Genomic DNA, 25,273 nt, shown 5'->3' on the forward strand with positions numbered 1-25,273 from the left:
CCAAACCTTCGATCATGGCACAACTCGTCATCGTACGTCACGGACAATCACAATGGAATCTTGAAAACCGCTTTACTGGATGGGTCGACGTGGACCTAGCACCAAAGGGAATCGAGGAAGCGCATGCCGCTGGTCAGAAGCTCAAGGATTTCAAATTTGACATGGCCTACACTTCGGCTTTGAAAAGAGCGCAAAGAACCTTGGACATCATCTTGGGCGAAATGGGCGTTGAATTGCCGATTACGCGTGATGAAGCGCTGAATGAGCGCATGTACGGAGATTTGCAGGGGATGAATAAGGACGAAGCCCGCAAGGAATTTGGCGAAGAGCAAGTGCATATTTGGCGTCGCAGTTATGACGTACCACCTCCAGGTGGTGAGTCTTTGGAGCTTACCGCTAAACGCGTACTCCCCTACTTCGAAGCGGAAATTGTCCCAAAACTCAAAGCTGGAAAGAACATCATCATCGCAGCACACGGAAACTCCTTACGCGCATTGGTGATGGCTTTGGAGAAGCTCACGCCAGAACAAATTCTGAAGACCGAAATTCCAACGGGAGCTCCTCGCTTGTATGAGTTGGACGAGAATCTCGAAGTTCAAAATGCCGAATACCTGTAATGGTCATTGCTGTAGATTTTGACGGAACCATTGTCGATGACCGCTATCCGGAAATTGGCAAACCCAAGCTATTTGCGTTTGAGACCCTTAAGGAACTTCAGAAGCGAAGACATCAGCTAGTCCTGTGGACCTACCGCAGCGGGCGTAGGCTGGATGAGGCCGTTGAATTCTGTAAGAAGAATGGAATTGAATTCTACGCCATAGGGATGAGTTATCCGGAAGAGCAATGGGATTCGAGGCAAAGCCGCAAGATCAATGCAGATCTCTTCATCGATGACCGAAATGTCGGAGGATTCCCCGGTTGGGGCGAAGTGCTTCAAATGATTGTCGGTGAAGAAATGAATCCCGAGTTCCAGAAGGCGATGAAGGGTAAAAAGGGCGGTTTACTCGGTGGCCTCTTTAAGCGCTAATCGCTCTGTACCTTATTGAATCTTAACCCGCTTCTACCAAGCGAAAACCCTCCCCGTGCACATTGATGATCTCCAGTTTGGGATCAGACTTCAAGTACTTGCGCAATTTGGCGATGTATACATCCATGGATCGCGATGTGAAGTAATTATCATCGTGCCAGATGGTTTTAAGGGCCTCTGAGCGACTCAATACCTCGTTCTTGCGCTGGGCTAGCATTTCAAGCAGACGAGCCTCCTTAGGCGATAATCGGGCCGATTCACCACCGCGCACCAAGTGACGCAATTCGGCATTAAAGGTAAAGCCGCCCAGGTCGTACTCTGTTTGACGCTCAACAGGTGCTGAGTTACGTCGACTCAGGATTGCTTGGATCTTCAGCAGCAATACCTCTGAATCAAAAGGCTTTGTCAAGTAATCATCAGCCCCTAGCTTAAATCCTCGGACCATATCTTCCTTCATGTTCTTAGCCGTGAGAAAGATGAAGGGAGTCTTGTTCTCGTTTAGCTCTTGAATCTCGCGAGCGAGCGAAAAGCCGTCTTTAACAGGCATCATGACGTCAAAGATGCAGAGGTCAAAGGACTCGCTCCGGAATTTTGCCAGGCCAACATTTCCGTCCTCGGCATGGACCACCTCATAATCGTTGAGTCGCAGATAGTCACTCAACACCGACCCAAAATTCGGGTCATCTTCCACCAACAGTATTCTCGTATTACTCATGTTCTAATGGTAGTTCAACGATAAAGGTACTTCCCTTGTCCAATTCGCTTCGAACGTCTACTTCGCCCCCATGGGCTTCCACAATCTCCCGAACGTAGGCGAGTCCTAGCCCATGGCCTTTCACGTCGTGGATATTGCCATTGGTCACGCGATAAAACTTATCGAAGACCTGTTTTTGCTGTTCTTTGGTCATTCCCTGACCATGGTCCTCCACCTCAATGACTAGGCGGTTTCCTCGATTGGAGGTTCGAATCGTCACTTCCGGAATTCCAGGGCTGTACTTGTTTGCATTATCCAAGAGGTTGAGCCAGACATGTGCCATCAGTTCTTCATCGACCCGAATGCGGCTGAACTCGGCCGCCCACTCTTGTTTGATTTGGCCCTCACGGGCCGAAAATTGAAGCTGCATTTGCTGACACGCTTTGTCCAAAAGCTCATGTCCATCAACGCTTTCAAGACCAAGCTCCATCTCCCGTCGCTCCATTTGCGACACCTGAAGTACGCTTTCCACTTGACGATGCATGCGGGCATTTTCCTCTCTAATGATGCGTGTAAAGTGTCGGACTTTTTCGGGGTCGGATATAATGCTCGAAGTGTTAATGCTATCCAGCGCCAAGCCAATCGTTGCAATAGGAGTTTTGAACTCGTGCGTCATGTTGTTGATGAAGTCCGTTTTGATCTGGCTCAGTCTTTTTTGATTGAGAATGGTTCGTATGGTTCGCTCAAAAACAAAGACGATTACGCCGGTGAATAACAGGCTCAGTAAAACTACGCCCCAGAGGCTTCTGATGTAGTAGTTGGTCTTGTCGGGAAAAATCACCAAAAGATCCGATCTTGGATTAAATAAGTCGTTGATAAACAATCCTGTACGATATACCTCTTGATCCTTTGGTTCAAATTGATTTGAGTGGAGTGGCGAGGGAAATCCACCTTCAATGACCGCGAACTGAAAAGGTAGATTTAAACCGTCTGAGGCGAGACGCTCGTGAAGGCGATCTTCAAAATCGAGCGGACTGAATTGAGCACTCAAACTCCGAGGCCCCGCCGTTATTTCGAAGAAGAATTCCTGCATGACCTGATCTACTTCCTGGTAGCTGGCTTCAATCTCTTCCGCCGTTATGGTCATGGTATCTTGATTCTCACTTCCGACAGAAATCACGAATCGATCTTCCTCCCCTGTCTCTGTATTGCTGTAGACCATGGTCGAGGTCTTCTTGCCATCTGCTTTGATGATGGTGTCCACCTTGACCACAATTCGATTGTTGGAATCACTGACGGCATGCTCAATGATGACGGCACTGTCCGTGGTGAGGATGGTCCGTCGCTCACCGCGCATGGTGGGCTTCATGGCCTTGGCCACCCGCCAATTGCGCTGCTCATTTTCGAGCTCCATGGAGAAGTCTTGAAGGACGGCACTCACGCGATTGCGGAATTGCGCTTCCTTGACTTGGACAGCGTTCTTCACCCAATAGATTTGAACACCGATGATTCCGACGAGTGCTATACTCATCAGTGCAATGATTCCCTGAAGTCTTTTCTTGTTCATATCCGAATACTCAACGGCAAAAGTAGGTGCCGAGCTCACTCAAAACCAGCCTTTTGGCAAAACTTTAACAGATTTTGTGAGTCCTTTAACGTAGCTTCGAAGAGCAAGCACCTAGGTTTGCACAGAACCACTAAACATACCAACATGAAAAACGTGAACTCCCTAAAACTATTGGCGATTGCGGTCGGACTGGCCGGAAGCTCGCATCTGGCCGTAGGCCAAGAAAAAGAAAAAAAGGTGGAACTCCACCTCGTTAAAGAAATCAATGGCGAAACGATCACGCTGGACACAACCTTTGTACTCGAAGAGGGTCAAAGCATGTCGGACGTTGAGCTCCCATCCCCGTGGAATGACATTGCTGTCGATAATGATGTTCACGTCGTGAAAGGGCACGGTGACACCGAATTTCACTCGATCCGCGTAGAGCAGGATGGCGACGGAGAAGTCAAAGAAATCAAGGTTTGGGTCGATGACGAGGGTTCTACCCATCACCTGCAAGGTGGGCAGACCTTCTTCATTGAAACGGATATGGATCAAGATGGTGAGCACAACTCAAAGAAGCATGTGATCATCATCGGCGAAGACAATGTTGAAATTCGCGGAGCGGATGATATGATCTTCGAAAAAGAAGGAAACACCCTCATCGAGGTTAAAAATGGCGACGAAAACGTATTTGTCGTAAGGGTTCGCCACGAAAAGATGGATGAAGACGAGCTAGAAGACCTGCGCAAGGCCATCGATGGAAGCTACGAGGTGGCCGAGGATGGACTTGAAGTAAGTGATTTCATGGTCTTCCCCAATCCATCAGACGGCGACATCAAAGTAGCCTTTGAGACCAGTCGTGAGACCAATATGAATTTGTACGTCTTTGATCAAGCCGGCAAGCGCGTTTACTCCGAGCGCTTGAAAAAGGTAGAAGGCGCACAAACCATTGAGGTAGATTTGACCAACCAACCGGCAGGCATCTACTACGTCAATTTGACCGATGGCAGCACAAGCTCTACACGTAAAATTGTCATCGACTGAGACAGAAACACTTAGTAACTGTAGCGAAGAACCCGTTCCCTTACCGGAGCGGGTTTTTTCGTGGGTTCGGTTGTCCATATGCGCAAGCGTTCTAGAAGCTCCTGATCGGAATCGTATAAATAGCTTGCGTCCGGCACATGCTCAGGAAAGGCGAGTCGGTTGGGCAAGAGCGGTACCACATTGCAGTACATCGCTTCCACAGCGCTGATGCCAAAGAAATCCTGTTTACTGGTCACGGGAAGAATATCCGCAGCGTGTAACCAAGAAGCATAGTCCCGAAACCGATCCACTGGTCCCCATTGCACTATATGGTCGGCAAGACGTTCCTTGGCTTCGTCAAAGATTACCGGCCAGCGCACCATTCTGGCACCGAGTACCGCTAACTGGAACGGAATCCCCTCTTCGGAAAGTTGAAAAAGTGCCTTAAAGAAGGCTCGAGGGTTTTTATCGTATTCCCAGCGATGATTCCAAAGGATAAGAGGCTCCTCTCCTTTCTGCATGGGATCGAATTCGTCGAGCCGAGACAAATTTAGTCTTAAAGAGACCGTCCGGCTTTTCTGGGCCAAGGACTCAATACGCCGCATTCCCCGACGATCCGGATAGGCCTTTAAAAAGGGGCGTAGCGCTTCTAAAAAGCTTGTACGGTGAAAATCGCTGTTGAACCAGACTTCGTCAGCAACCAAGGCACTGACGTAGTTGATCCAAGCATAATGCCTGTTCCCTCCCCTGTCCCGGTCGCGATCCTGCGCGCTCCATGGATAAGTCAACTGGTTCTCATGAAAATAAATCACGAAGGAGGTCTGTCCCTGCGGGCCGATGAAGGATTTGAAGGTGCTCAAATCCAGCATATCCGAAACAATGATCTGATCGTAGCTTTTCCCCGAGGCCTGGAATTCTTCGGCCAGCGAAAGGGCTGCCTCATGCATACGCCATTTCCAATGCCGTCCCGGCGCCGTGTACAGATCTACTTGATGTCCAGAAAAATCTCGGTAGTCTTCTGCCCAACGGCGATGACTTCCGGTAAAGAAGGGTTCAATGAGGGCAACCCTCAATCCTTGACCCGATTAAGAGCGAAGGCTTTCAAAAGCCAATTGGGCAGTGGCTTGTCGGCAGGTCGTTTCTTCAGGTTCAGGTACCATCCCACTTTCTTCATGATGGGCACTTTGTGGGTCTCCACAAACTCAATCAAGGTTCCGTCCGGATCCTCGATGTAGGTGAAATGTCCTGCGGCCTCTCCCATGTCAAAGCTTTCTGCGCTGTCCACGGTAAAGGGGTATCCAGCCGCCTCACACTTGGCCTTTAGTTCCGCCATCCCGTTGATATCGAAACACAGGTGAATGAATCCCAAGTCTCCCCAGAAACGATCTTTAAAGATGCGCTGTCCCTCGTAGTCCTTTGCTTGAACCAACTCCAATTCCCCAGGCCCCAACAAGGTACTGAAGGCTCCTTTTCGCTGTGTGGCTTTGAGCAACACTCGGCGGTAATTCTCATCTGATCCCGGAAGGCCTTTCCAATCGTTAAAGGTGCCTTCTTGATTGGCGATCATCTCGTCAAACTGAAGCACATCCTGATAAAGCGGCAATACACGGTCGATATCACTGGTGCCCACAACAGCTCCAAATACTCCACCGGTCAATTTCTTTTCGTCTTTAAACCATCCATACCCTTCGACCAATTCAAAGATGTTCCCGTAAGGATCAGCGACGTAGAAGTGTGGACGACCTGCCGGATCTTGAGCGACATCGGACCGTAAGTCCAAGCCCTCATTTTGATACCAAGAATAGGTGGCGGCAATGTCCTTACACTTGATCTTACAGATATACAGACCCAAATCACCTAGGCGAATCTCGAATTTGGCTGCTTCCGGTGTCCGACTGGTGTATTGCCAGATTTCGAACCCTCCACCACTCTGCAAATTGAGCGCTAGCGCGGCATGTCTGGAGCGCGGCTCACCTCCAGTATAGGGCAGCATAAGGCCCGCTTCCGCGGCTTCCTCAAAGACTTTAATGTCCATGCCGAAGTACTTCCGATACCAGCGCCACGCCTCGTGTACGTTGCTGACGCCAATTCCCATTTGCTGAATACCGCTAATGACCATGATTTTGGATTTGGTTGTGAGAGCAAACTTACCCAATTTTCGTATCTTTGCGCCTTTGAAGGAAGACCCCCTGTGCCGCCTCTGAACAACTTCCAATTTAGGGTTGTCTTCTTTCTTTTTCGACGAACCAAATCAAGGTTATGAAGGACATCTTTGAGAAGATTTCGAACAACCGAGGTCCCCTCGGGCAGTATTCAGAAGACGCACACGGCTATTTTACCTTCCCAAAACTCGAAGGTCAGCTGGCGCCGCGCATGAACTTCAACGGTAAAGAGAAGCTCGTATGGAGCTTGAACAACTACCTCGGATTGGGGAACCACCCAGAGGTACGTAAAGCTGATCTCGAGGCAACCGAGCGCTGGGGGTTGGCTTATCCGATGGGAGCGCGAATCATGTCGGGAAATACAGCTCAGCACGAGCGCTTGGAGCGCGAATTGAGCGATTTCGTCATGAAAGAGGACACCATCCTCTTGAACTACGGTTACCAAGGGATCATGTCCGCAATTGACGCTGTAGTGGACCGTAACGATGTGATCGTTTACGACAGCGAATCACACGCTTGTATCATTGACGGGCTTCGCATGCACATGGGACGCCGCTTTGTATACCCACACAACGATATTGAGAACTTGGAGAAGCAGCTTGAGCGTGCGACCAAGCTCGTGGAGAATACCGACGGAGGAATCCTCGTCATTACGGAAGGAGTATTCGGTATGGCCGGAGACCAAGGTAAGTTGAAGGAAATTGTTGAGCTCAAGAAGAAGTTTAGCTTCCGCTTGATGGTGGACGATGCTCACGGAATCGGCGTTATGGGTGAAACCGGTGCGGGTACTGGTGAAGAGCAAGGAGTTCAAGACGATATCGACATCTACTTCGGAACCTTCGCTAAATCCTTTGCTTTGATCGGTGCCTTTATTAGCGCCGACAAGCAAGTCATCGACTTCTTGCGCTACAACACGCGTTCACAGGTCTTCGCGAAAAGCTTGCCCATGCCACTCGTTGAGACGGCGTTGAAGCGTTTGGACATGATGCGAACTGATCCTAGCCACCGTGAAAACTTGTGGAAGATCGCTCGCGCACTTCAAAACGGGTTAGTTGAGGCTGGATTCAATATTGGAGCGACGAACTCACCGGTAACTCCTGTTTTCTTGAACGGAGCAGTTGCAGAGGCCACCAACCTAACCTTGGACCTCCGTGAGAATTTCGACCTGTTCTGTTCCATCGTAATCTACCCAGTAGTACCCAAAGGAGTCATCATGCTTCGCTTGATTCCTACTGCGGTTCACTCTTTGGAAGATGTGAAGTACACCATCGAGTGCTTCAGCAAAATCAAATCAAAGCTCGACGCAGGGGAATACTTCGGCGAGCGCATTGTGACGACTCAAGGGTAAGCTACCCTTTGCATATAAAAGAAAAGCCGGCTCTTACGAGTCGGCTTTTTTTATGGAGTTTTCTCAACTTCTTTAGAGAAACGGAATCTTCACCACCTCGGCCTTGATTTCCTTATTGCGGATTTGGATGTAGATCTCCGACCCAGGTGCCTTATGCGATACGGGCACGTAGCCCAGGCCAATGGCTTCACCCAAAGTCGGCGACTGTGTTCCAGAAGTCACGCGTCCAATCACGTTGCCGGATCCATCGGTAATGGGGTAATCGTGACGTGGAATCCCGCGCTCTTGCATTTTGAATCCAACGAGGCGATTCACCAATCCCGCTTCTTTTTGAGCAGCCAGGGCCTCGCTGTTCACGAAGTCCTTGGTAAACTTGGTGACCCACCCTAATCCAGCTTCCAAAGGCGATGTAGTATCGTCGATGTCGTTTCCGTACAGGCAAAACCCTTTCTCCAAACGAAGCGTATCCCTTGCGCCCAAACCAATGGGTTGAATATCCAGGTCAGCTCCTGCTTTAAAAACGGCCTCCCAAATGGCTTCAGCCTTGTCGTTATCGAAGTAGATTTCGAATCCTCCAGCACCTGTGTACCCGGTGGCGCTGACCAATACGCGATCAAATCCGGCAAACTCCCCTTTTTCAAAGGTGTAATAGGTCATATCCGCCAGATTCATTTCCGTTAGCGATTTCAGCGCTTCAGTTGCTTTGGGACCTTGAACTGCCAACAAACTGGTCTTGTCCGAAATGTTGATCATCTCTGCACCAAAAGTGTTGTGCTTCGAAATCCAATCCCAATCCTTTTCGATGTTCGAGGCATTCACCACAAGCATGTATTCTTCTTCACCCATGCGGTAGACCAACAGGTCATCCACAATACCGCCCGTATCATTGGGCATACAGGCATACTGTACCTTTCCGTCGAAAAGCTTGCTGGCGTCGTTGGAACACACTTTTTGAATGAGGGCCAAGGCTCCTTCCCCACGGATAATGAACTCACCCATGTGGCTGACGTCAAAAACCCCTACGCCTTCGCGGACGCATTGATGCTCTACTTTCAAGCCTTCATAACTGACCGGCATTTCGTAGCCAGCAAATTCCACCATCTTAGCCCCTAGGGCCTTGTGTACAGCGGTTAAAGCAGTCGTTTTCAATGTAATCTTCTTTTTGTGTGTAGTACTTATGCTTTGCGCCTACGGCGCGATGTCTCTTTATCCGTGGATCAGCTCCTTTGTTCCAAAGCCTTTCATCACCTCTGCCTCATACTCCAATAGGGCATTCCATTTCGGATCCACTTCGTCCTTTCCGCCAAATTCGCGAGCAAATTTCAAGAACATGGTGTAGTGATTGGCCTCACTGACCATGAGCTTGCGGTAGAACTGGGCCAGTTCTTGATCGACGATGTTTTCGCTCAAGACCTTAAAGCGTTCGCAGCTCCGCGCTTCAATCAAGGCCGCAATTAAAAGTCGGTGAATCAATCGCAGTTCGCGGTCACCAGTCTTCGGAAAGAATTCCATGAGCCGGTGGACATACTCATCCTTCCGCTCGCGCCCTAGTACGAGTCCCCGATCCACAATGTGCTTATGGACCATTTTGAAGTGGCTCATTTCCTCTTGCGCCAAGGCGCTCATCGCTTCAACGAGTTCACTTTTCTCCGGATAGCTGATGATCAGCGAAATAGCGGTACTCGCTGCCTTTTGCTCACAGTACGCGTGATCCGTTAGAATCTCTTCGATGTTCTTTTCGGCGATGTTGACCCAGCGCGGGTCCGTAGGTAATTTAAGTCCTAGCATGTCGGCTGAAATTGAGGCTCAAAAGTAAATAAAAAAGCCCTGCGGAACAGGGCTTTTGCATCGCGCCGTAGGCGCAGATAACAGTGTTATAGGACGAAGGTGGCCCCGAGCAAGGGGCCAATGACATTCACCTTGGTGTCTACCCCGTCATCGACGCGCTTGTATTGAAAGTTGCGGAAGCCAGCGGTGATCAAAAGCCAGTCGTTCATTTTGAAGGTATTGAGGTAATTCAGATTCCAACTGTACTTGGCAGAGTTTCCAATACCAAAGCCACCGTAATCGAAGCCTATGTTCATCTTAACGGCGGGGCTGAATACAAAGGAGGACTGCAGGCCCAGCATTAAATCGAACCATTCCTGTTTTTCCTGGAATCCATCGGTGATGGGATCACCAATGCCGATATCTAAAGTGTAGTCCAGGTTGACATCGTTCAGCCAGTACTTCGCCCCAACAGTCGCACTTAGGGTCCAAACATCCACAACCCTATTCTCATCGGTCAGTCGCTGTCCGGCAAATACGTATCCTACCTTGTTGTCCACAATCCACTGTCGGATACTGAAATCTACTTCGAGGAAATCGCCTTGATCTCCGCTACCCAACAGTGCGTACGTTCCGTCCACTGTCACAAACCACCTTTCGTATTGCGCCGTTGCAATGGCCTGAAATCCAAAATTGGTCAGACTGCTCAAATCTTTAAAGTTTTGCCGAATGGCTTCTCCTTCAACATCCGTGGATTGCGCCGCCAAGAAGGCGTAAGGGGAAATCGAAAAAGTCCATCCTTCGCGTTCCTGATAAGTCTCGAAGAAGGCTTCGGCATTCTGGGCATATCCTGCGCTTGCTGTGCACAGGAGTAAGAGAGTAAGGAGTTTCTTCATGTCCCTAAAATTAGAAAATGGAGAGGATTAGCAAGACGTCGAGAGGATTAGCTAGTGCTGATCCTTGAGGGAGAGGATGCAAGAGAATGAAAAAAGCAATGCTGTCGCATTGGATTCTTTTGAAGCCACTTCATTAAAGCATGCTTCAATCAGTGGCTTCAAAAAGAAAAACCCGCAATCCTCATTGCGGGCTTTTTCCATTCTCTTGTCGGGGTGAGAGGATTTGAACCTCCGATCTCACGCCCCCCAGACGTGCGCTTTAACCGGACTAAGCTACACCCCGATACTCAACAAGCATTGTGATATTTACGTTATCAAAATACCCGATCTTGAGGGGCCCCAAAATTAGGATTACTTTCGCAAAATCCAATGAAAAAGATAAGCTTCATCATAGCACTTCTCTGGTCCGCAGCCTTGTGGTCACAGGAGTCCTATACAGTGAGTGGGTACCTCACTGATGAGGCTTCTGGCGAGTCTTTAATTGGAGCGAACGTCTTTGAGCCGGCACAAGGATTGGGTACTTCCACGAATGCCTATGGATTTTACTCCCTGACCTTGAAAGAAGGCTTCGTGAACATTCGTGTTTCCTATCTGGGCTATAAAGAGGAGAGCTTTACCTTCAAGCTGGATGCTGACACGGTACTCTCCCTCCCACTGAGGGCCTCATCACTAATCACCGATGAAGTCATTGTCACTGCTGATTCTCCGGACAAGAACGTTCAAAGCGCGGATATGGGTCGGGTTGATTTGAAACTCGATATCATCCGGCAAATTCCCGTAGTTGGTGGAGAGGTCGATGTCTTGAAGTCCATTCAGCTGCTCCCGGGAGTTCAGAGTGCAGCAGAAGGCTCTAGCGGGTTCTTTGTCCGCGGTGGTGGAGCAGACCAAAACCTTATCCTTTTGGATGAAGCCGTCGTTTACAATGCCTCTCACCTACTTGGTTTTTTCAGCATCTTCAACGCGGATGCTTTAAAGAACGTGGAGCTCATCAAGGGCGGAATGCCGGCCAACTACGGTGGTCGCCTATCCTCTGTACTGGAAATAAGCCAAAGGGACGGGAACTATAAAAGACATCAACAGCAAGGCGGCATTGGCTTGATTGCCTCCCGAATAACCGCTGAAGGGCCTATCGTGGAAAACCGATCCAGCTATCTATTCTCGGCTCGTAGAACCTATGTGGATCTCTTTCTAGACCCCTTCATCAACGGGACTGAATTTGAAGGGAACAGTTACTTTTTCTATGACCTCAACTTGAAACTCAACCACCGGATCACCGATAAGGACCGGATTTTCTTTTCTGGCTATTTCGGACGTGACGATTTCGTTTTCCAAGATCCAAAAAGCGAGTTTGAAACGGCTATCCCTTGGGGCAATGCGACGGCGAGCTTACGTTGGAATCACCTTTTCTCCGATAAGCTCTTTGTCAATACAACGGCCGTATTTAGCGATTACTACTTCCAGTACGAAGCATCCAATTCGAGCTTCGACTACGAACTCTTCAGTGGTGTTCAGGACTGGACCTTGAAAACAGACTTCAGCTTCCATCCGAATCCTAAGAACCGCGTAAAATTTGGGGCAAATTACATACGGCACATCATAACGCCCAGCAATGTTGGAGGTCGACAACAGAACACCTCTTTTGGGGCTGAGGGTGTCAATCGACAACACGCTCATGAGGCGGCTGTGTACGCTCTAAATGACTTTGATGTGACCAACCGTTTGAGAATCAACGTGGGTATGCGCGTTTCATTTTTTAGCCAAGTAGGTCCGTTTGATCGGTACTTGAAAGACCCATCGGGCTCCATTGAAGACACGGTTAGCTACCGCACGGGAGAGACGGTTCAAAGCTACCTTGGATGGGAGCCGCGATTCAGTATGCGGTACCGGCTTCAAGAGAACAGCTCCATCAAGGTGGGAGCCGTTCGCAATTATCAGTACATCCACCTTGTGACCTTCTCAGCCCTTGGCTTGCCTTCAGACCTCTGGCTGCCTTCTTCGGACATCATTAAGCCTCAAATTGGTCATCAATACAGTATTGGTTACTTCCAGAACTTCCGAAACAACACCTTTGAATTCAGTGTGGAAGCTTACTATAAGGAGTTGGAGAATCTCGTTGCCTACAAGGAAGGTGTAACGCCTAATGAAAATGTAGCCGACAACCCAGACAACAACCTGACTTTTGGAACAGGTGAAGCCTATGGCGTCGAATTCTTCTTAAAAAAGAATACCGGAAAATTAACGGGCTGGATCGGGTACACCTGGAGCAGAAGTATTCGGTACTTCCCAGAGCTCAACGAGGGCAATACCTTCTTGGCCATTTACGACCGCCCCAACGATATTTCCGTGGCCTTGAACTATCGACTGAATGATCGATGGAGCTTTGGGAGCGTCTTTGTCTATGGAACCGGGGCCAATTACACTCCTCCGAAATCTCGATATATGATCGATGGACGGCTGTACACCGAATGGGGACCGCGAAACAGCAAGCGACTGCCAGCCTACCATCGGTTGGATCTCAGCGCCACGTGGATCGCCAAGAAAACAGAGCGGTTTGAAAGCTCCTTTGTCTTCAGCGTATACAACGCTTACAATCGACAGAACCCCTTCTTCATCTTCTTTGATGATCAAGGCTCTATACTAGAAGGCACCTACAGCCTTTCCGCACAGCAAGTCACCCTCTTCCCTATTCTCCCGAGCATCACCTGGAATTTCAAGTTTCTATGAAAAAGTTCATGCATCATATCTTAATGATTCTGGCTTTCGCCCTCACGGGCGGATGCGAGAGCGAGATCGATCTGGATATCGATGCTTTTGAGGATCGTATCGTTGTGGAAGGATACATTACTTCCGGACAATACGCTCGCGTTTCCCTGACCCGAAACGTCGGCTTTTTCGATCCTATTGACCTAACCAATGTTGAAGATTTCATCATTGAGGATGCCATTGTCGTCATAACAGACGGAACCATTCGGGACACCTGTATCTTTGATCTCAACGAAGGGTACTTACCGCCTGTCGCCTACTTTGGACAAGAAATCATTGGACAAGAAAATCGGCGTTACGATCTTGAGGTGTACGTCGATGGAAAGGTACTCACGGCGACCACCCTTATTCCGAGGGTTCAGCCCTTGGACTCTCTTTGGTGGTTCCCGGATGCGGTTCACCTGGAAACTGGAGATAGTATCGGTCCCATCTATTATCAATTCTCCGATCCGGACACCTTAGGCAATAACCATCGACTCGCCTATCAACGTATTGGGATAGATGATATCCCATACGCCACCTCTGGGGCCACTCGAACCGATCGCTTGGTCAATGGCCTTACCTATGAATCCACGGTGTATCGATCTCGAACCTATGCCGAGCGCTATGACTCATCCGTGAGTGAGGAAATTCCCGATCAATTCCGTTTTGTGCCGGGACAGACCGTAGCACTGTATTGGAACGCCATTGATCCAGTGACCTATGAATTTTGGCAAAGTACCCGAAACAACGAGGCGAGTGATGCCTTCAGCCCCTCTCAAAACTTGGCTTCTAATATTCAAGGAGAAGGCGGTATTGGAATCTGGGGTGGATATGCCGAGTCCATCGACACTGTTTATATTCCATAATAACTTTGTAACCCCTCTGACATTCTGGCCTTGCCAATCTTTGTAATTTTGTCTTGTAAATGATTAAGCTATGAGCAACACAATCGAAAAACTGGACACCGTCATCATTGGATCGGGTCCAGCAGGATATACCGCAGCCATCTATGCGGCCCGCGCAGACTTGAAGCCGGTGATGATTCAAGGAATGGAGCCTGGAGGTCAATTGACCACCACCACGGACGTGGAGAACTTCCCTGGATATCCAAAGGGAATTACTGGTCCTGCCATGATGGAGGAACTCAAAGAACAAGCCGAGCGCTTTGGAACTGAGGTACGTTGGGGTATGGTGACCAAAGTGGAGTTCAGCGATGAGCCGGGAGCTTACCACAAGCTTTGGGTCGACGGAAAAACAGAAATCCACGCGCGCACGGTGATCATTTCTACTGGTGCTACTGCTAAGTACCTAGGATTGGAGTCAGAGAAGACCTACGCCGGTTCTGGGGTAAGTGCTTGTGCTGTATGTGATGGATTCTTCTATAAAGGCATGGACGTAGCCATCGTTGGTGGTGGAGATACCGCTGCTGAAGAAGCAACTTACCTATCGAAGTTGGCCAAGCACGTTCACATGTTGGTGCGTCGTGATGAGTTGCGCGCATCTAAAGCGATGCAGCACCGCGTATTCAATACGCCAAACATTACCGTTCACTGGAACACGGAAGCCGAAGAAATCTTCGGAAGCAATGTGGTAGAAGGAGTTCGCGTGGTGAACAACCAAAGCGGTGAGAAAACTGAATTGGCCATCCAAGGATTCTTTGTGGCCATTGGACACAAACCAAATACGGACATCTTCGAAGGTCAATTGGATATGGATGATGTCGGTTACCTCAATGTACAGGCAGGTAGTACGCGCACGCGGAAACCTGGAGTATTTGCTTCAGGAGATGTGATGGACAGCGTCTACCGTCAAGCGGTGACTGCTGCCGGAACAGGTTGTATGGCTGCCTTGGACGCCGAACGCTACTTGGCAGAATTTGAGAATGTCGAAGAAGAAGTGGCTGCTGGATAAGCGCCACACTCTATAAAATGGCAAAGCCGCCCTCCTTTTAGGAAGGCGGCTTTGTTTTTGTCGGATAAAGGCGAACCTATAAGCCGGATTCTGTCCATCGCGCCGTAGGCGCAAAGTCTGTCATTTATCTAGCCGCACGCTCACGCGTACGATCGGCATCGACCTACCCCCCGGTTCGAGCGAGCAGCCCTCAATCCCGGTATACACGGTCTTTCAACCCATAGAGTTTACCCAGCTGCACCGGTTACCCGATGCACTGGTGGGCTCTTACCCCACCTTTTCACCCTTACCCCGCAAGCGAGGCGGTTCTTTTCTGCGGCACTGGTCGTACCCCCGTATCCGATCGGAGGCCCTTCCCGTTAGGAAGTATGGTGCTCTGAGTTGTCCGGACTTTCCTCCCCCAGGCTAAGCCTGGCAGCGACAGAACGGTTCGCAAAATCGTTTATAAAAGAACTTCTGTGGCTCCGAAGCCATATTTCTGGAAGGCCGCATCAAAGTGCTCCAGATGATAGACTTCATCCAACAGTCGACAAATTTCGTGTTTTAATACACCCGCTCCAACTCCGTGGATGAAAACCACCCGGTGTAAGTTGTTCTCCAAGGCATGTCGCATCTTGCGTTCAAAGTGCTCCATTTGAATGCGAAGCTTGTCGTGGGAGTTGAGTCCTCGCTCGGTATCAACCAGCTGGTGTATGTGCAAATCGACCTCCATATCCACCTTTCGGGTGCGTCGACTGTGCTTTTTGGAGCCTCTTTGGCCTTTAGGGCTTGGGCTTCCTTCCTTTTCCCTGATGAGCTTGGGTAACTCTTCTGCATCGGTTGCACGCGTGATGTCGTAGGTTTCACCGGCATCAATGACAAGCTCATGACTCCAGGCCTCTTCTTGAAAACCATCATCGGTAATAAAGGTGATTAGATTGCCACGGACCTCGCTCACCGTGCCTTCCAACACGTCGTCGACCATAACGACCCGCATACCGGTTTTAATTTCCATAGTGCAAAAATACAACCTACTTTTACGCCAAATGAAACGCTTGATGCGCCGAATCGTTCTATTTTCCCTCTTCGCATTTTTGGCCGGGTGTTCTTCTGAGCCCAGTCAGAAAGGTTCTACCCAGCCTCAAAAAGAGAAGCTGCCCACGGCTTTTCGTTTGAGTACCGAGACTACCGTTCCCTTGCTGCAGCAAGGCGATACGCTCGTTATTGACGTTGAGCGAGTCGATGAGAGCATTCTTTTTGACCAGTGGCAGTGGACGGTAAATGGACGGCCTACGGCCGGATCAGAAAGCGGACTACTCTGGTTCAGCACAGGAATGCGCTTAGGAGAGTATGCCTTCACCTTGACCGGGACTACATCAGATGGGCGCACTCAGAGCAAGACCATTATAAAGGAATTGGCGGCTTCCACAGAACCTGCTCAATACACCTATGAGCTCATTAAAGAGTACCCCCATGACCCAGATGCCTATACGCAGGGGTTCTTCTACCATGAAGGTGTCATGTATGAGGGAACAGGGCTCAAAGGTCAATCCAGCTTGAGAGAAGTTGACATTGAGACGGGGAAAATTTCGCGAAGCCACAATATTCCAGCGCGATTCTTCGGTGAGGGCATCACTATTTATGAAGATCGCCTATACCAGTTGACGTGGAAAGGACAAACCGGTTTTATATACGACCTTGAGACCTTCACCCCGGTTGAAGAGTTCTACTACAACACGGAGGGCTGGGGACTGACGCACAACGACACTGCTCTGTTCATGACCGATGGAAGTCATCGAATCTACGTGCTGGACCCGAAGACCATGACGCAAATCGACGTGATTCAGGTGTACAATGAACGAGCCCGGATGATCAACCTCAACGAATTGGAGTGGATCAACGGGGAACTCTGGGCCAACATCTATGGAACGCGGTATATCGCCCGTATCGATCCCAATTCAGGAGCAGTGACCGGCGTTATTGACTTCAACTCCATTTTTGATCGTCGGAGCTATCCACGCAGAACCGATGTCTTCAACGGCATAGCCTACAACGCCGAAACTGGGCACGTGTATGTGACGGGGAAACTTTGGCCAAGCGTGTATGAAGTGCGCATCGTGCCGCAGGCACCCTAATCAAATCCATGGCGCTTTCACGCGCAAAACGTACCTTTGGTAAGGACTTAAAGGAAAAGATTATGGATCACGTAGCCGTTGACAGTAAAGCCAATCAATATATAGAGCTCGAGAATGAGCATGGAGCACACAATTACCATCCCTTACCGGTGGTTTTGAGTCGCGGTGAAGGGGTTCACGTTTGGGATGTGGACGGCAAGAAGTATTATGACTTTTTGAGCAGTTATTCCGCTGTAAATCAGGGTCATTGCCATCCTCACATCATCAATGCCTTGAAGGATCAAGCGGATAGTCTTACCTTGACTTCTAGAGCCTTTTACAATGATGTACTCGGTGAGTACGAAAAGTATGCGACCGAGTACTTCGGGTTCGACAAATTGCTTCCTATGAATACGGGAGCTGAGGCTGTTGAAACGGCGATTAAGATAGCGCGGAAATGGGCTTATGAGAAAAAAGGCATTGAGCCCAATCAAGCCAAGATCATCGTGGCCGAGAACAACTTTCACGGACGCACCACAACCATCATCAGCTTCAGCAGTGATCCTGAAGCTCGAGGAAACTTCGGCCCCTATACCGGTGGATTCATCCGCATTCCCTACAACGACTTAGACGCACTCCGTGAAGCCTTGCAAGATGAGCATGTCGCAGGTTTCCTAGTAGAGCCCATTCAAGGCGAGGCGGGAGTTTTTGTTCCGACGCCTGGATATATGGCTACAGCAGCCAAGATGTGTCAAGACGCGAACGTGCTGTTGATCGACGATGAAATTCAAACGGGTATTGCCCGAACCGGAGCACTATTGGCCGTTTGCGGTGAATGTACGTGCGGTGCGCGTTGTGAGCAACAGTACGAGTACAAGCCAGACATCCTTATCCTCGGTAAAGCCATCAGCGGTGGGGTTTATCCGGTTTCTGCAGTATTGGCCGACAACGATGTGATGGAAGTGATTACTCCTGGAACCCACGGCTCTACCTTTGGAGGAAATCCTCTTGGAGCTAAAGTGGCGATCGCCGCCTTGGAAGTAGTGGAGAATGAAGAACTCAGTGGCAATGCACGACGCCTGGGCAAACTCTTCCGCGAAGAGATGAACAAGTTTATCGAAACGACTTCTCTGGTTCGTTTGGTGCGCGGTCGAGGTTTGTTAAACGCCATTGTCATCAACGACCACCAAGATTCTAGTACCGCCTGGGATATCTGCTTGAAACTGCGCGATAACGGTCTTTTGGCTAAGCCTACCCACGGTAACATCATCCGCTTTGCTCCTCCTCTAGTCATGAATGAAGAGCAGTTGATGGATTGCGTGGAAATCATCACTCGGACGATTCGGGAATACGAAGCGGAACACGCTTGAACTATCTAGCCCACCTTTATTTAAGCGGGGATGATGAGTTACTCGCAGTGGGCAATTTTTGCGGCGATGCGATTCGTCGCTCTCAACTTGATCAGTACCCTGAAGAAATGCAGCGCGGCGTGGAGCTGCACTGGCATATTGACGAGTTTACGGATCATCACCCCGTTGTTGAACGTTCCAAGGAGCGCATCAGGCCTGTATACCACAAGTATGCCTCGGTGCTGATGGATATCTATTACGACCACTTCTTGGCCTTACACTGGTCCAAGTACTCCTCCATCGACTTGCCCGTATACGCTCAATCAATGTACGATCTTATGTATGCGCACAAACCTATATTGCCGGAGCGCATACAGTTTATGCTACCCTATATGAAGCGTTACGATTGGTTGACAAACTATGCCAATTTTGAAGGAATCAACAGCGTGCTTCAAGGCATGGGCCGACGGGCCCGTTTCGAAAGCAGAATGGAAGAGGGTGTTCGAGAACTCAAGGCCTATCACGCCGAGCTAGAAGCCGATTTCTTTGAGTTTTTTCCGGACTTGGAAGCTGCTTGTCGCGACTTTTTATCCTAGTTGGCGTCATCAACTCCAACCCACCATGGCTCTTGAGGAAGATCTACGCCAAGTTGGAATCGTTCTCCGATAAACGGATGAATCATGGTTACTTCTGCTGTGTCTGCCGCTGCCTTGAATCGAACAATAGGGTCTGTCCATTCATGAACGGCTAGCGTAAACGCACCCCAATGAATCGGCATGAGTAGGCTTGCTCCTACCTCCTGACCGGCTTGCACGCTTTCCTCAGGCATCATGTGGATGGCATGCCATGCCTCATTGTATTGACCACATTCCATCATGGCCAGATCGAAAGGTCCCTCTTTCTCACCAATCTCTTTAAAGTGAGGACCATACCCACCGTCTCCACTGAAGTAGAGGTTTTGATGAGTTCCGCGGATCACCCAGCTGGCCCATTGTGTTTTATTTTGATCTCCAATTCCTCGCCCAGAGAAATGACGGGCTGGAGTTGCTTTAAAGCTCAAATCGCCCTGAGTAGCCGACTGCCACCAATCGAGCTCGGTGATCTTTTCTTCAGGCACTCCCCAAAGTTTCAGATGTGATCCCACCCCTAATGCAGTATAGAAATGCCCGACCCGATCCTTCAAGAGCTTGATGCTCGCATAATCCAAGTGGTCATAATGATCATGTGAGAGGATGACGGCATCAATCTGTGTGATGGACTCTAAGGGAATGGGTTGTTGATAGGGCCACCTTTTGGATCCAAAAGATACCGGTGCAGCTACTTTTCCGAGCATGGGGTCAATGAGAATACGCTGACCATCCATCTCGATCAAGAAAGCAGAATGCCCGTACCATGTGATGTAACATGCAGTGTCACTCTCTGGAGCCTCAGCAGTATCGAATTTCGTTGGGAGCGGGTTCTTAGGCGCCTTGTTCTTTCCAAAGATGAATTCGGGCATGGTTCCCATCATTTCTCCGAATGATCCCATTTTGGTTTCGATAAGATTGATGAACTGGCCGTCTCCGTAATTGGGAGATTCAGAAATACGTTCCAGATCAGCTCCTTTGGGCGATTGGCCGAATTGAGGAGCGGTTTTAATAAAGATGGCGATCCCTACCACCAAGAGGACGACGATGATCAACAGGATCCATCCCATTTTCTTCAAAATTTTCATGAATGTCTACGTTGCTGGTGCAAAGAACGTCAAAAGAAGGAAGACGATATATCCGTTTCTCCGAAGCGGACTTTTCCCGACCTTTGTCCTATGCCGAGAAGAAAACGTCCCAATCCCTTTTTTGAATCCGTCGAGGTACTTCGTGCAGGAGCACGTGGAAAGAGTATAGCTCAAGCCCCGGATGGAAAGACCATTATGCTTTCAGGCGCTGTACCTGGTGATGTCGTAGATGTGCAGGTCATCAAGAAAAAGCGCAGCTACTACGAGGGGCGAACCGCTGCCGTACATCAATATTCAGAAGCTCGCGTAGACGCGCCTTGTAAACACTTTGGTGTTTGCGGCGGGTGCAAATGGCAGAATGTAGATTACGCGAAGCAGATTGAATGGAAGGAGCGCGAGGTGCTCGATCATTTGACCCGTATAGGCCATTTGGATCTTCCGGAGAATCAAACCCATCCGATCCTGGGTTCCGGAGAGCAATTCTACTACCGAAATAAACTCGAATTTGGCTTTAGTTCGCAACGCTGGCTCAGTCCAGAGGAAATGGCCAGTGATGAAGTTTTTGAAGATCGCCGTGCCGTCGGTTTCCACATCCCCGGGATGTGGGATAAGATCCTGGACATCGATCATTGCCATTTGCAGCCTGAACCCAGCAATGAACTGCGTAACGCAATACGCGAATACGCCTTAAAGAACGATTTGAGTTTCTTCAATCCATATGAGCAAGTCGGACTTCTGAGAACCATGATGGTGCGCACCACTACGACCGGTGAAGTCATGCTGGCCATTCAGTTTGGAGATGATGACCAAAAACGTAGTGAAGCGCTGTTGGAGTACCTCAAAAGCACATTTCCGCAACTGACCAGTCTCATGTGGACCGTCAACACCAAAGGAAACGACGCTTGGTATGATTTAGACGTTCAGTGTTATTCTGGATCGCCCTACATCATGGAAGAAATGCCTCGATTCGAGGGAGACAGCGATCCACTGCGCTTCAAAATCGGTCCCAAGACTTTTTACCAGACCAACCCAAAGCAGGCTTATTTACTATATGAACGTGCCCGTCAAATGGCCGATCTAAAGGGAGATGAGCTGGTCTATGACTTATACACCGGAACGGGAACTATTGCCCAATTCGTAGCGCATAAAGCGAGACACGTTGTGGGGGTAGAAGCCGTGGAAGAAGCAATTCTGGCGGCACGGGAAAATGCAGAACGAAATGGACTGAGTAATGTCGAGTTTCACGTGGGTGATATGCGGAATGTTCTGACCTCTGAGTTTGTTGACACTCATGGCGTACCTGACGTGGTGATCACCGATCCTCCACGCGATGGTATGCATGCCAAAGTTGTAGAAACCCTACTTGCCGCACGCCCTGATCGTATCGTCTATGTCAGCTGTAATTCTGCAACACAGGCACGCGACCTGGCTTTGTTGAAAGAAGCATACGATATTGTAGAAGTACAGCCGGTCGATATGTTCCCGCACACCCATCACGTTGAAAACATTGTGTCCCTCAAAGCGAAGCCTCTATGAAAGCGGAAGACCTAAATGCGGAGTTCTGGAACGAACGCTACATCCACAATCAAATGGGATGGGATTTGGGCGGCCCAAGCCGTCCACTGGTTGAATTTCTAGACCGCTATCCTAAGAAGAATGCTAAGGTGCTGATCCCAGGAGCGGGAAACGCGTACGAGGCTGAGTATGCCTGGGAAAATGGGTACGAGCATATCCACGTATTGGATGTCAGCGAACAAGCACTGCGCGGGTTTCACAAACGCGTACCTGATTTTCCGACCGGGCACCTGATTGAGCAGGACTTTTTCATGCATCGCGATCAATACGACTTAATTATCGAACAGACCTTTTTTTGCGCCCTGCATCCAGAATTACGGGTCGATTACGTCAAACAAATGGCGAAGCTCTTGCCCAGTGGCGGGCACTTGGCGGGTGTTCTATTCAATATTCCACTCAACGAGGACCGCCCTCCCTTCGGTGGGCACGAAGCTGATTACAGGCCTCTTTTTGAAGAAGATTTCGAGTTCCTGGTCTGGGAGCCCTGTGGGAACAGTATACCGCCCAGAGCCGGTAGCGAATGGTTCATGCACCTTCGCAGGAAGTAAGTATCTTAGCTAGGAAATTAAGCACTATGTCCGCACAAGAACGCACCTTGATTCTCGACCACCTGCAAATTGAGCAGCGGATTATCCGCATGGCTTGGCAGATCTATGAAAATCATCACGGTGAATCGGAAATCATCATTGCGGGAATCGCCAAGCGCGGATACATGGTCGCCAAACGCGTGAGCGTATTATTGGCCAAGATCACGGACCTCAAGATTACCCTTGCCGAGCTCCATTTGGACAAGGACAACCCCATCGACAATCCCATCCAGCTCAGCTTGGACGTAGAAGACTATTCGGGCAAAACGGTCGTATTGGTAGACGACGTTCTGAATTCGGGGAAAACCTTGATTTATGGTGCAAAACACTTTTTGACCACCCCCTTGAAGGCCTTGGATATTTTGGTGCTTGTGGACAGAGGACACAACCGCTTCCCTATTCAAGCAACGTATGTAGGTCTCAAACTGAGCACGACACTTCAGGAACACGTCAGCGTGGAATTTGGAGAAACCGACGCCGTATATCTTGAATAGCCACCGATTCGTTCACGGGAAAAACTTCCCACCAGCAGGTGTATTTGCGGGTTATCTCCTTCTCGCGATGAGCGTGGTGAGCGTCTTTTTCAATCCCCTTGTGGCTCTTCTTCCCTTGGCCGGAGGAATTTTCCTAAGCTTTACTACCCTAGGTACCGAACTGGATCTCGAAAACGGAAGAATTCGAGAGTACACGCGGGTGTTCTGGATGGATCAAGGCACCTGGGAACCGTTGGAACATTTCCCGGATATGGCTGTGCTTCGAAAAACGCTCAGCCATACGATGTATTCGTACTACAGCAATCAGCGCATTGAGAATTCAGAGCGCGTTTTTGATGTATGTCTCTTGACGCCCAATCATCGGGAACGCCTGACCTTGTGCCGTTACCCGGATGTGGAACAGGCGCGTGAAGCCGCGGCTCATTGGGCCGAGGTCATCGGGAGTAACCTCACGTCGTTTAATCCTGAGGTCAGTGCTGCATCGCGCCGTAGGCGCTAACGGGCTAAAGCATGATGGCCCAACCGAATTGCAGGTCGGTTTTGTAGATGTTGTAGGCCTCGGGACTTCGATCGAAGAGCATGCTGTAATCCACTCCTATGAAGAGTCCAAGTGAAGACATGAGTCGTGCCGAGAGCAAGGCGCAATGCGGTTTCTCGTGATCGGGGTTTTCTACTCCATAGGTGAGCGGAACGGGATTGGCAAAATTGAAGGTGTAGTCGACTTGCGTTTCGAGCAGTAGCCAAGACGTCAGCAGAAGATCACAGGTTAATGTGGGTCCCGCGCCGATGTACCAGCCGTGTGGTGTCGGCGTGACTTCTTCCGGTACTCCATTTTCATTTTCCACGATATAGGTGCTCCCTACAGCAAAATCAGTCAGGTTAAAACCGGCACTTAGAGCGAGCCTATCTGTGGCAAACACGTACCAAGACGGAGCAAACGAGCCCATCAGGAAATTCGTGAAGACGCTCTCCTCTTCTCGGTAAATATTGACTCCGCCTTCCTCATCCGAGAGAAAGGAGAAAATCTCTCCAAGCACTTTATTGCGAAACATGATCTTCACTTTACCCGCTTGGGGACTCTCCGTACGATAGAGATAGAAGTCACCCGTCCAAAAGGAGCTCTCGTGGTTTTCTGGCCGTGGCGCTGTAGGATTTTTTGTGGTGGAAGATCGTACCGAAAGGCCCAGGTACAGTTCGCGATCAAAATACGACTCGCCTAGGTATTTGAAATCAGCGAGCTGACCTTGGGCCATTACGGGCGCTATGTACATTAGGAGTAAGAAGGCTACTCGTTTCATTACTTCGTCATCTTGACCAAGGTCATACCAATACCACCGCCGACGAAATAGCCCATATAAGGACGGTATCCGAATTCAAAGTTGTAGGAAAGGCCGAACTTCTTGTCTGTGCGGTCCTTCTTTTCGATTTGGTATCCGCTCAAGCCGATTCGAAAGCCCACCGGCAAGGCATCGCGGGTGTCCTTTACTTGGTCGGTTACATCGGGCTCTCCGTCAACTTGAGGATCCGTAAATGTAGCGTCGATCAGGAGTACATCCGCATAAAAATTACTGGCAATCGAATTAAACTGGTAGCCCCATCCATCCACACGGGTAAAGACGTTGGTGATGTTGCGCAGGTTAATCCCCGCGTACAGTCCATTGTAGTTGGCGCGACCCACATCCTCACTAAAAGCAGCAATGGTGTTTTCGTCTCCACCGTAAGCCAATAATCCTTCGGCGTCCATAGCAGAGCTAAAATGATAGTACCCTCCGCGAACCATGAATTCCGTGCGGCGCTGAGCGGGAATGACGATGTAGGTTGAAGTCGTCGTTCGCGTATTCCCATCATAGCTGTCTTGTTCATCTATATCCAGTACAATCTTGGTGTTCTTGGTCTTCACCTTGGAACTCAAAGTCAAGTAGCCCCCCACTTGAATATCGTTGAGTGTGGGGTTTCCATCGTAATTGAAGGATGCAAAAGACAGAATGCTTCGACGCAGTTTGTAGTCGATACCAATGCGATTTACCGGTTCCACAACACCCCAAAGACCAACGTTAAAGGTCAGTCCACTTAAGTTATCGGACATGACTTCCAAGTCGAGGAATTGTAGGTTGAGGATCCAGAACGGGTCGATGTCCGGATTGTCGTATTCGACGTTGTAGTTGAGTTGTTGCGCCCTGAGCGACGTTGAAGCGACGAAAAGGGCGAGTAAAAGAACAATTGTACGCTTCATAACTTATGTATTTGATTACAAAGGTGTTGTCAATGCCCTACTCCGACCATACGTCATTTGCCGTATTTTTTGTAATTTTGATGTAGATACATCTATTTTGGTTATG

General features: G+C 49.4%; 24 protein-coding genes, 1 tRNA gene, 1 other RNA gene and 1 pseudogene. 14 read left to right on the top strand and 13 right to left on the bottom strand.

Going from position 1 to position 25,273, the window contains the following annotated elements; translation table 11 throughout:
- Window positions 1–11 precede the first annotated feature (11 nt).
- Both HZ996_10125 and HZ996_10130 read left to right on the top strand, forming a co-directional pair.
- Window positions 12–617 (top strand): 2,3-bisphosphoglycerate-dependent phosphoglycerate mutase, encoded by a 606-nt coding sequence (locus HZ996_10125; protein ID QTN40038.1) that lies wholly within the window; start codon window positions 12–14, stop codon window positions 615–617.
- A pseudogene (locus HZ996_10130) lies at window positions 617–943 on the top strand (hydrolase). Before HZ996_10125 ends, HZ996_10130 begins: the two are co-directional and overlap by 1 nt.
- A gap of 106 nt (window positions 944–1,049) precedes the next feature.
- Here HZ996_10130 and HZ996_10135 read toward each other — a convergent pair.
- Both HZ996_10135 and HZ996_10140 read right to left on the bottom strand, forming a co-directional pair.
- Window positions 1,050–1,742, bottom strand: a complete 693-nt coding sequence (locus HZ996_10135; protein QTN39482.1) for a response regulator transcription factor — start codon at window positions 1,740–1,742, stop codon at window positions 1,050–1,052.
- Window positions 1,735–3,327 carry a HAMP domain-containing histidine kinase gene (locus tag HZ996_10140; protein QTN39483.1) on the bottom strand — a complete coding sequence of 531 codons (1,593 nt, stop codon included), beginning with the start codon at window positions 3,325–3,327 and terminating at the stop codon, window positions 1,735–1,737. The genes HZ996_10135 and HZ996_10140 overlap by 8 nt, the downstream gene beginning before the upstream one ends.
- A gap of 105 nt (window positions 3,328–3,432) precedes the next feature.
- Between HZ996_10140 and HZ996_10145 the strand changes: the two genes are divergently transcribed.
- A complete protein-coding gene (locus HZ996_10145; GenBank protein QTN39484.1) occupies window positions 3,433–4,314 on the top strand; it encodes a T9SS type A sorting domain-containing protein in 882 nt (293 codons plus the stop codon).
- An 11-nt stretch (window positions 4,315–4,325) separates the two neighbouring features.
- Here the strand turns inward: HZ996_10145 and HZ996_10150 are convergent, their stop codons facing one another.
- On the bottom strand, window positions 4,326–5,366 hold the full coding sequence (locus HZ996_10150) for a DUF3524 domain-containing protein (GenBank protein ID QTN39485.1): 1,041 nt from the start codon (window positions 5,364–5,366) through the stop codon (window positions 4,326–4,328).
- Window positions 5,363–6,412, bottom strand: coding sequence for a VOC family protein (locus tag HZ996_10155; GenBank protein QTN39486.1), 1,050 nt, complete (start codon window positions 6,410–6,412; stop codon window positions 5,363–5,365). The genes HZ996_10150 and HZ996_10155 overlap by 4 nt, the downstream gene beginning before the upstream one ends.
- 140 nt (window positions 6,413–6,552) lie before the next feature.
- Here HZ996_10155 and HZ996_10160 point away from each other — a divergent pair, with 140 nt between their 5' ends.
- Window positions 6,553–7,803 (top strand): aminotransferase class I/II-fold pyridoxal phosphate-dependent enzyme, encoded by a 1,251-nt coding sequence (locus HZ996_10160; protein QTN39487.1) that lies wholly within the window; start codon window positions 6,553–6,555, stop codon window positions 7,801–7,803.
- A 72-nt stretch (window positions 7,804–7,875) separates the two neighbouring features.
- On the opposite strand, the gene gcvT is transcribed toward HZ996_10160, so the two are convergent.
- The 4 genes from gcvT to HZ996_10180 all read right to left on the bottom strand — a co-directional run bounded on the left by gcvT (window position 7,876) and on the right by HZ996_10180 (window position 10,749).
- Entirely contained in the window at window positions 7,876–8,952 is a 1,077-nt protein-coding gene (gcvT, locus tag HZ996_10165) for a glycine cleavage system aminomethyltransferase GcvT (GenBank protein ID QTN39488.1), read from the bottom strand.
- Window positions 8,953–9,009: 57 nt separating this feature from the next.
- The gene (locus HZ996_10170; protein ID QTN39489.1) at window positions 9,010–9,591 is read right to left on the bottom strand and encodes a tRNA-(ms[2]io[6]A)-hydroxylase; all 582 of its coding nucleotides are present in this window, start codon (window positions 9,589–9,591) and stop codon (window positions 9,010–9,012) included.
- A gap of 86 nt (window positions 9,592–9,677) precedes the next feature.
- Entirely contained in the window at window positions 9,678–10,466 is a 789-nt protein-coding gene (locus HZ996_10175; GenBank protein ID QTN39490.1) for a hypothetical protein, read from the bottom strand.
- A 208-nt stretch (window positions 10,467–10,674) separates the two neighbouring features.
- A tRNA-Pro gene (locus HZ996_10180) sits at window positions 10,675–10,749 on the bottom strand.
- A gap of 86 nt (window positions 10,750–10,835) precedes the next feature.
- Between HZ996_10180 and HZ996_10185 the strand changes: the two genes are divergently transcribed.
- The 3 genes from HZ996_10185 (at window position 10,836) to trxB (ending at window position 15,122) form a co-directional block, all read left to right on the top strand.
- Window positions 10,836–13,190, top strand: coding sequence for a TonB-dependent receptor (locus tag HZ996_10185; protein ID QTN39491.1), 2,355 nt, complete (start codon window positions 10,836–10,838; stop codon window positions 13,188–13,190).
- Window positions 13,187–14,077, top strand: coding sequence for a DUF4249 family protein (locus HZ996_10190; GenBank protein ID QTN39492.1), 891 nt, complete (start codon window positions 13,187–13,189; stop codon window positions 14,075–14,077). Before HZ996_10185 ends, HZ996_10190 begins: the two co-directional genes overlap by 4 nt.
- 70 nt (window positions 14,078–14,147) lie before the next feature.
- Window positions 14,148–15,122, top strand: coding sequence for a thioredoxin-disulfide reductase (gene trxB, locus HZ996_10195; protein ID QTN39493.1), 975 nt, complete (start codon window positions 14,148–14,150; stop codon window positions 15,120–15,122).
- Window positions 15,123–15,185: 63 nt separating this feature from the next.
- Here trxB and rnpB read toward each other — a convergent pair.
- Both rnpB and HZ996_10205 read right to left on the bottom strand, forming a co-directional pair.
- An RNA gene (rnpB, locus tag HZ996_10200) (RNase P RNA component class A) lies at window positions 15,186–15,559 on the bottom strand.
- Window positions 15,560–15,564: 5 nt separating this feature from the next.
- Window positions 15,565–16,116, bottom strand: a complete 552-nt coding sequence (locus HZ996_10205) for a Smr/MutS family protein (GenBank protein QTN39494.1) — start codon at window positions 16,114–16,116, stop codon at window positions 15,565–15,567.
- Window positions 16,117–16,147: 31 nt separating this feature from the next.
- On the opposite strand from HZ996_10205, the gene HZ996_10210 reads away from it, so the two are divergent.
- The 3 genes from HZ996_10210 (at window position 16,148) to HZ996_10220 (ending at window position 19,160) form a co-directional block, all read left to right on the top strand.
- On the top strand, window positions 16,148–17,236 hold the full coding sequence (locus HZ996_10210; GenBank protein ID QTN39495.1) for a glutaminyl-peptide cyclotransferase: 1,089 nt from the start codon (window positions 16,148–16,150) through the stop codon (window positions 17,234–17,236).
- Window positions 17,237–17,298: 62 nt separating this feature from the next.
- Window positions 17,299–18,585, top strand: coding sequence for an ornithine--oxo-acid transaminase (rocD, locus tag HZ996_10215; protein QTN39496.1), 1,287 nt, complete (start codon window positions 17,299–17,301; stop codon window positions 18,583–18,585).
- Window positions 18,582–19,160: a DUF479 domain-containing protein gene (locus HZ996_10220; GenBank protein QTN39497.1), complete on the top strand. Its 579-nt coding sequence runs from the start codon at window positions 18,582–18,584 to the stop codon at window positions 19,158–19,160. Before rocD ends, HZ996_10220 begins: the two co-directional genes overlap by 4 nt.
- On the opposite strand, the gene HZ996_10225 is transcribed toward HZ996_10220, so the two are convergent.
- Window positions 19,157–20,278, bottom strand: a complete 1,122-nt coding sequence (locus tag HZ996_10225; protein QTN39498.1) for an MBL fold metallo-hydrolase — start codon at window positions 20,276–20,278, stop codon at window positions 19,157–19,159. The genes HZ996_10220 and HZ996_10225 overlap by 4 nt on opposite strands.
- A 90-nt stretch (window positions 20,279–20,368) precedes the next feature.
- On the opposite strand from HZ996_10225, the gene rlmD reads away from it, so the two are divergent.
- Genes rlmD through HZ996_10245 form a run of 4 tightly spaced genes read left to right on the top strand, consistent with a single transcriptional unit; the run spans window position 20,369 to window position 23,433 of the window.
- Complete coding sequence (gene rlmD, locus HZ996_10230; protein QTN39499.1) at window positions 20,369–21,814, top strand: 23S rRNA (uracil(1939)-C(5))-methyltransferase RlmD; 1,446 nt, start codon at window positions 20,369–20,371, stop codon at window positions 21,812–21,814.
- Complete coding sequence (locus tag HZ996_10235; GenBank protein QTN39500.1) at window positions 21,811–22,401, top strand: SAM-dependent methyltransferase; 591 nt, start codon at window positions 21,811–21,813, stop codon at window positions 22,399–22,401. The genes rlmD and HZ996_10235 overlap by 4 nt, the downstream gene beginning before the upstream one ends.
- Before the next feature lie 26 nt (window positions 22,402–22,427).
- The gene (locus HZ996_10240; GenBank protein ID QTN39501.1) at window positions 22,428–22,934 is read left to right on the top strand and encodes a phosphoribosyltransferase; all 507 of its coding nucleotides are present in this window, start codon (window positions 22,428–22,430) and stop codon (window positions 22,932–22,934) included.
- Window positions 22,927–23,433, top strand: coding sequence for a hypothetical protein (locus HZ996_10245; protein QTN39502.1), 507 nt, complete (start codon window positions 22,927–22,929; stop codon window positions 23,431–23,433). The genes HZ996_10240 and HZ996_10245 overlap by 8 nt, the downstream gene beginning before the upstream one ends.
- Before the next feature lie 4 nt (window positions 23,434–23,437).
- Here HZ996_10245 and HZ996_10250 read toward each other — a convergent pair whose 3' ends face one another.
- Window positions 23,438–24,232 (bottom strand): hypothetical protein, encoded by a 795-nt coding sequence (locus tag HZ996_10250; protein QTN39503.1) that lies wholly within the window; start codon window positions 24,230–24,232, stop codon window positions 23,438–23,440.
- Window positions 24,232–25,167: a hypothetical protein gene (locus HZ996_10255; protein ID QTN39504.1), complete on the bottom strand. Its 936-nt coding sequence runs from the start codon at window positions 25,165–25,167 to the stop codon at window positions 24,232–24,234. Before HZ996_10255 ends, HZ996_10250 begins: the two co-directional genes overlap by 1 nt.
- Window positions 25,168–25,273 lie beyond the last annotated feature (106 nt).

The sequence above is a fragment of the Cryomorphaceae bacterium genome, assembly GCA_017798125.1.
Classification (GTDB): Bacteria; Bacteroidota; Bacteroidia; order Flavobacteriales; family ECT2AJA-044; genus ECT2AJA-044.

Bases quoted from the DNA above. Each gene is read 5' to 3' on its own strand.
- HZ996_10185 (QTN39491.1), top strand. From the start codon at position 10,836: ATGAAAAAGATAAGCTTCATCATAGCACTTCTCTGGTCCGCAGCCTTG.
- HZ996_10175 (QTN39490.1), bottom strand. From the start codon at position 10,466: ATGAAGAAACTCCTTACTCTCTTACTCCTGTGCACAGCAAGCGCAGGA.
- HZ996_10235 (QTN39500.1), top strand. From the start codon at position 21,811: ATGAAAGCGGAAGACCTAAATGCGGAGTTCTGGAACGAACGCTACATC.
- rlmD (QTN39499.1), top strand. From the start codon at position 20,369: ATGCCGAGAAGAAAACGTCCCAATCCCTTTTTTGAATCCGTCGAGGTA.
- HZ996_10160 (QTN39487.1), top strand. From the start codon at position 6,553: ATGAAGGACATCTTTGAGAAGATTTCGAACAACCGAGGTCCCCTCGGG.
- HZ996_10210 (QTN39495.1), top strand. From the start codon at position 16,148: ATGAAACGCTTGATGCGCCGAATCGTTCTATTTTCCCTCTTCGCATTT.
- HZ996_10135 (QTN39482.1), bottom strand. From the start codon at position 1,742: ATGAGTAATACGAGAATACTGTTGGTGGAAGATGACCCGAATTTTGGG.
- HZ996_10190 (QTN39492.1), top strand. From the start codon at position 13,187: ATGAAAAAGTTCATGCATCATATCTTAATGATTCTGGCTTTCGCCCTC.
- HZ996_10240 (QTN39501.1), top strand. From the start codon at position 22,428: ATGTCCGCACAAGAACGCACCTTGATTCTCGACCACCTGCAAATTGAG.
- HZ996_10250 (QTN39503.1), bottom strand. From the start codon at position 24,232: ATGAAACGAGTAGCCTTCTTACTCCTAATGTACATAGCGCCCGTAATG.
- HZ996_10155 (QTN39486.1), bottom strand. From the start codon at position 6,412: ATGGTCATTAGCGGTATTCAGCAAATGGGAATTGGCGTCAGCAACGTA.
- HZ996_10225 (QTN39498.1), bottom strand. From the start codon at position 20,278: ATGAAAATTTTGAAGAAAATGGGATGGATCCTGTTGATCATCGTCGTC.
- HZ996_10205 (QTN39494.1), bottom strand. From the start codon at position 16,116: ATGGAAATTAAAACCGGTATGCGGGTCGTTATGGTCGACGACGTGTTG.
- HZ996_10145 (QTN39484.1), top strand. From the start codon at position 3,433: ATGAAAAACGTGAACTCCCTAAAACTATTGGCGATTGCGGTCGGACTG.
- trxB (QTN39493.1), top strand. From the start codon at position 14,148: ATGAGCAACACAATCGAAAAACTGGACACCGTCATCATTGGATCGGGT.
- rocD (QTN39496.1), top strand. From the start codon at position 17,299: ATGGATCACGTAGCCGTTGACAGTAAAGCCAATCAATATATAGAGCTC.
- HZ996_10255 (QTN39504.1), bottom strand. From the start codon at position 25,167: ATGAAGCGTACAATTGTTCTTTTACTCGCCCTTTTCGTCGCTTCAACG.
- HZ996_10170 (QTN39489.1), bottom strand. From the start codon at position 9,591: ATGCTAGGACTTAAATTACCTACGGACCCGCGCTGGGTCAACATCGCC.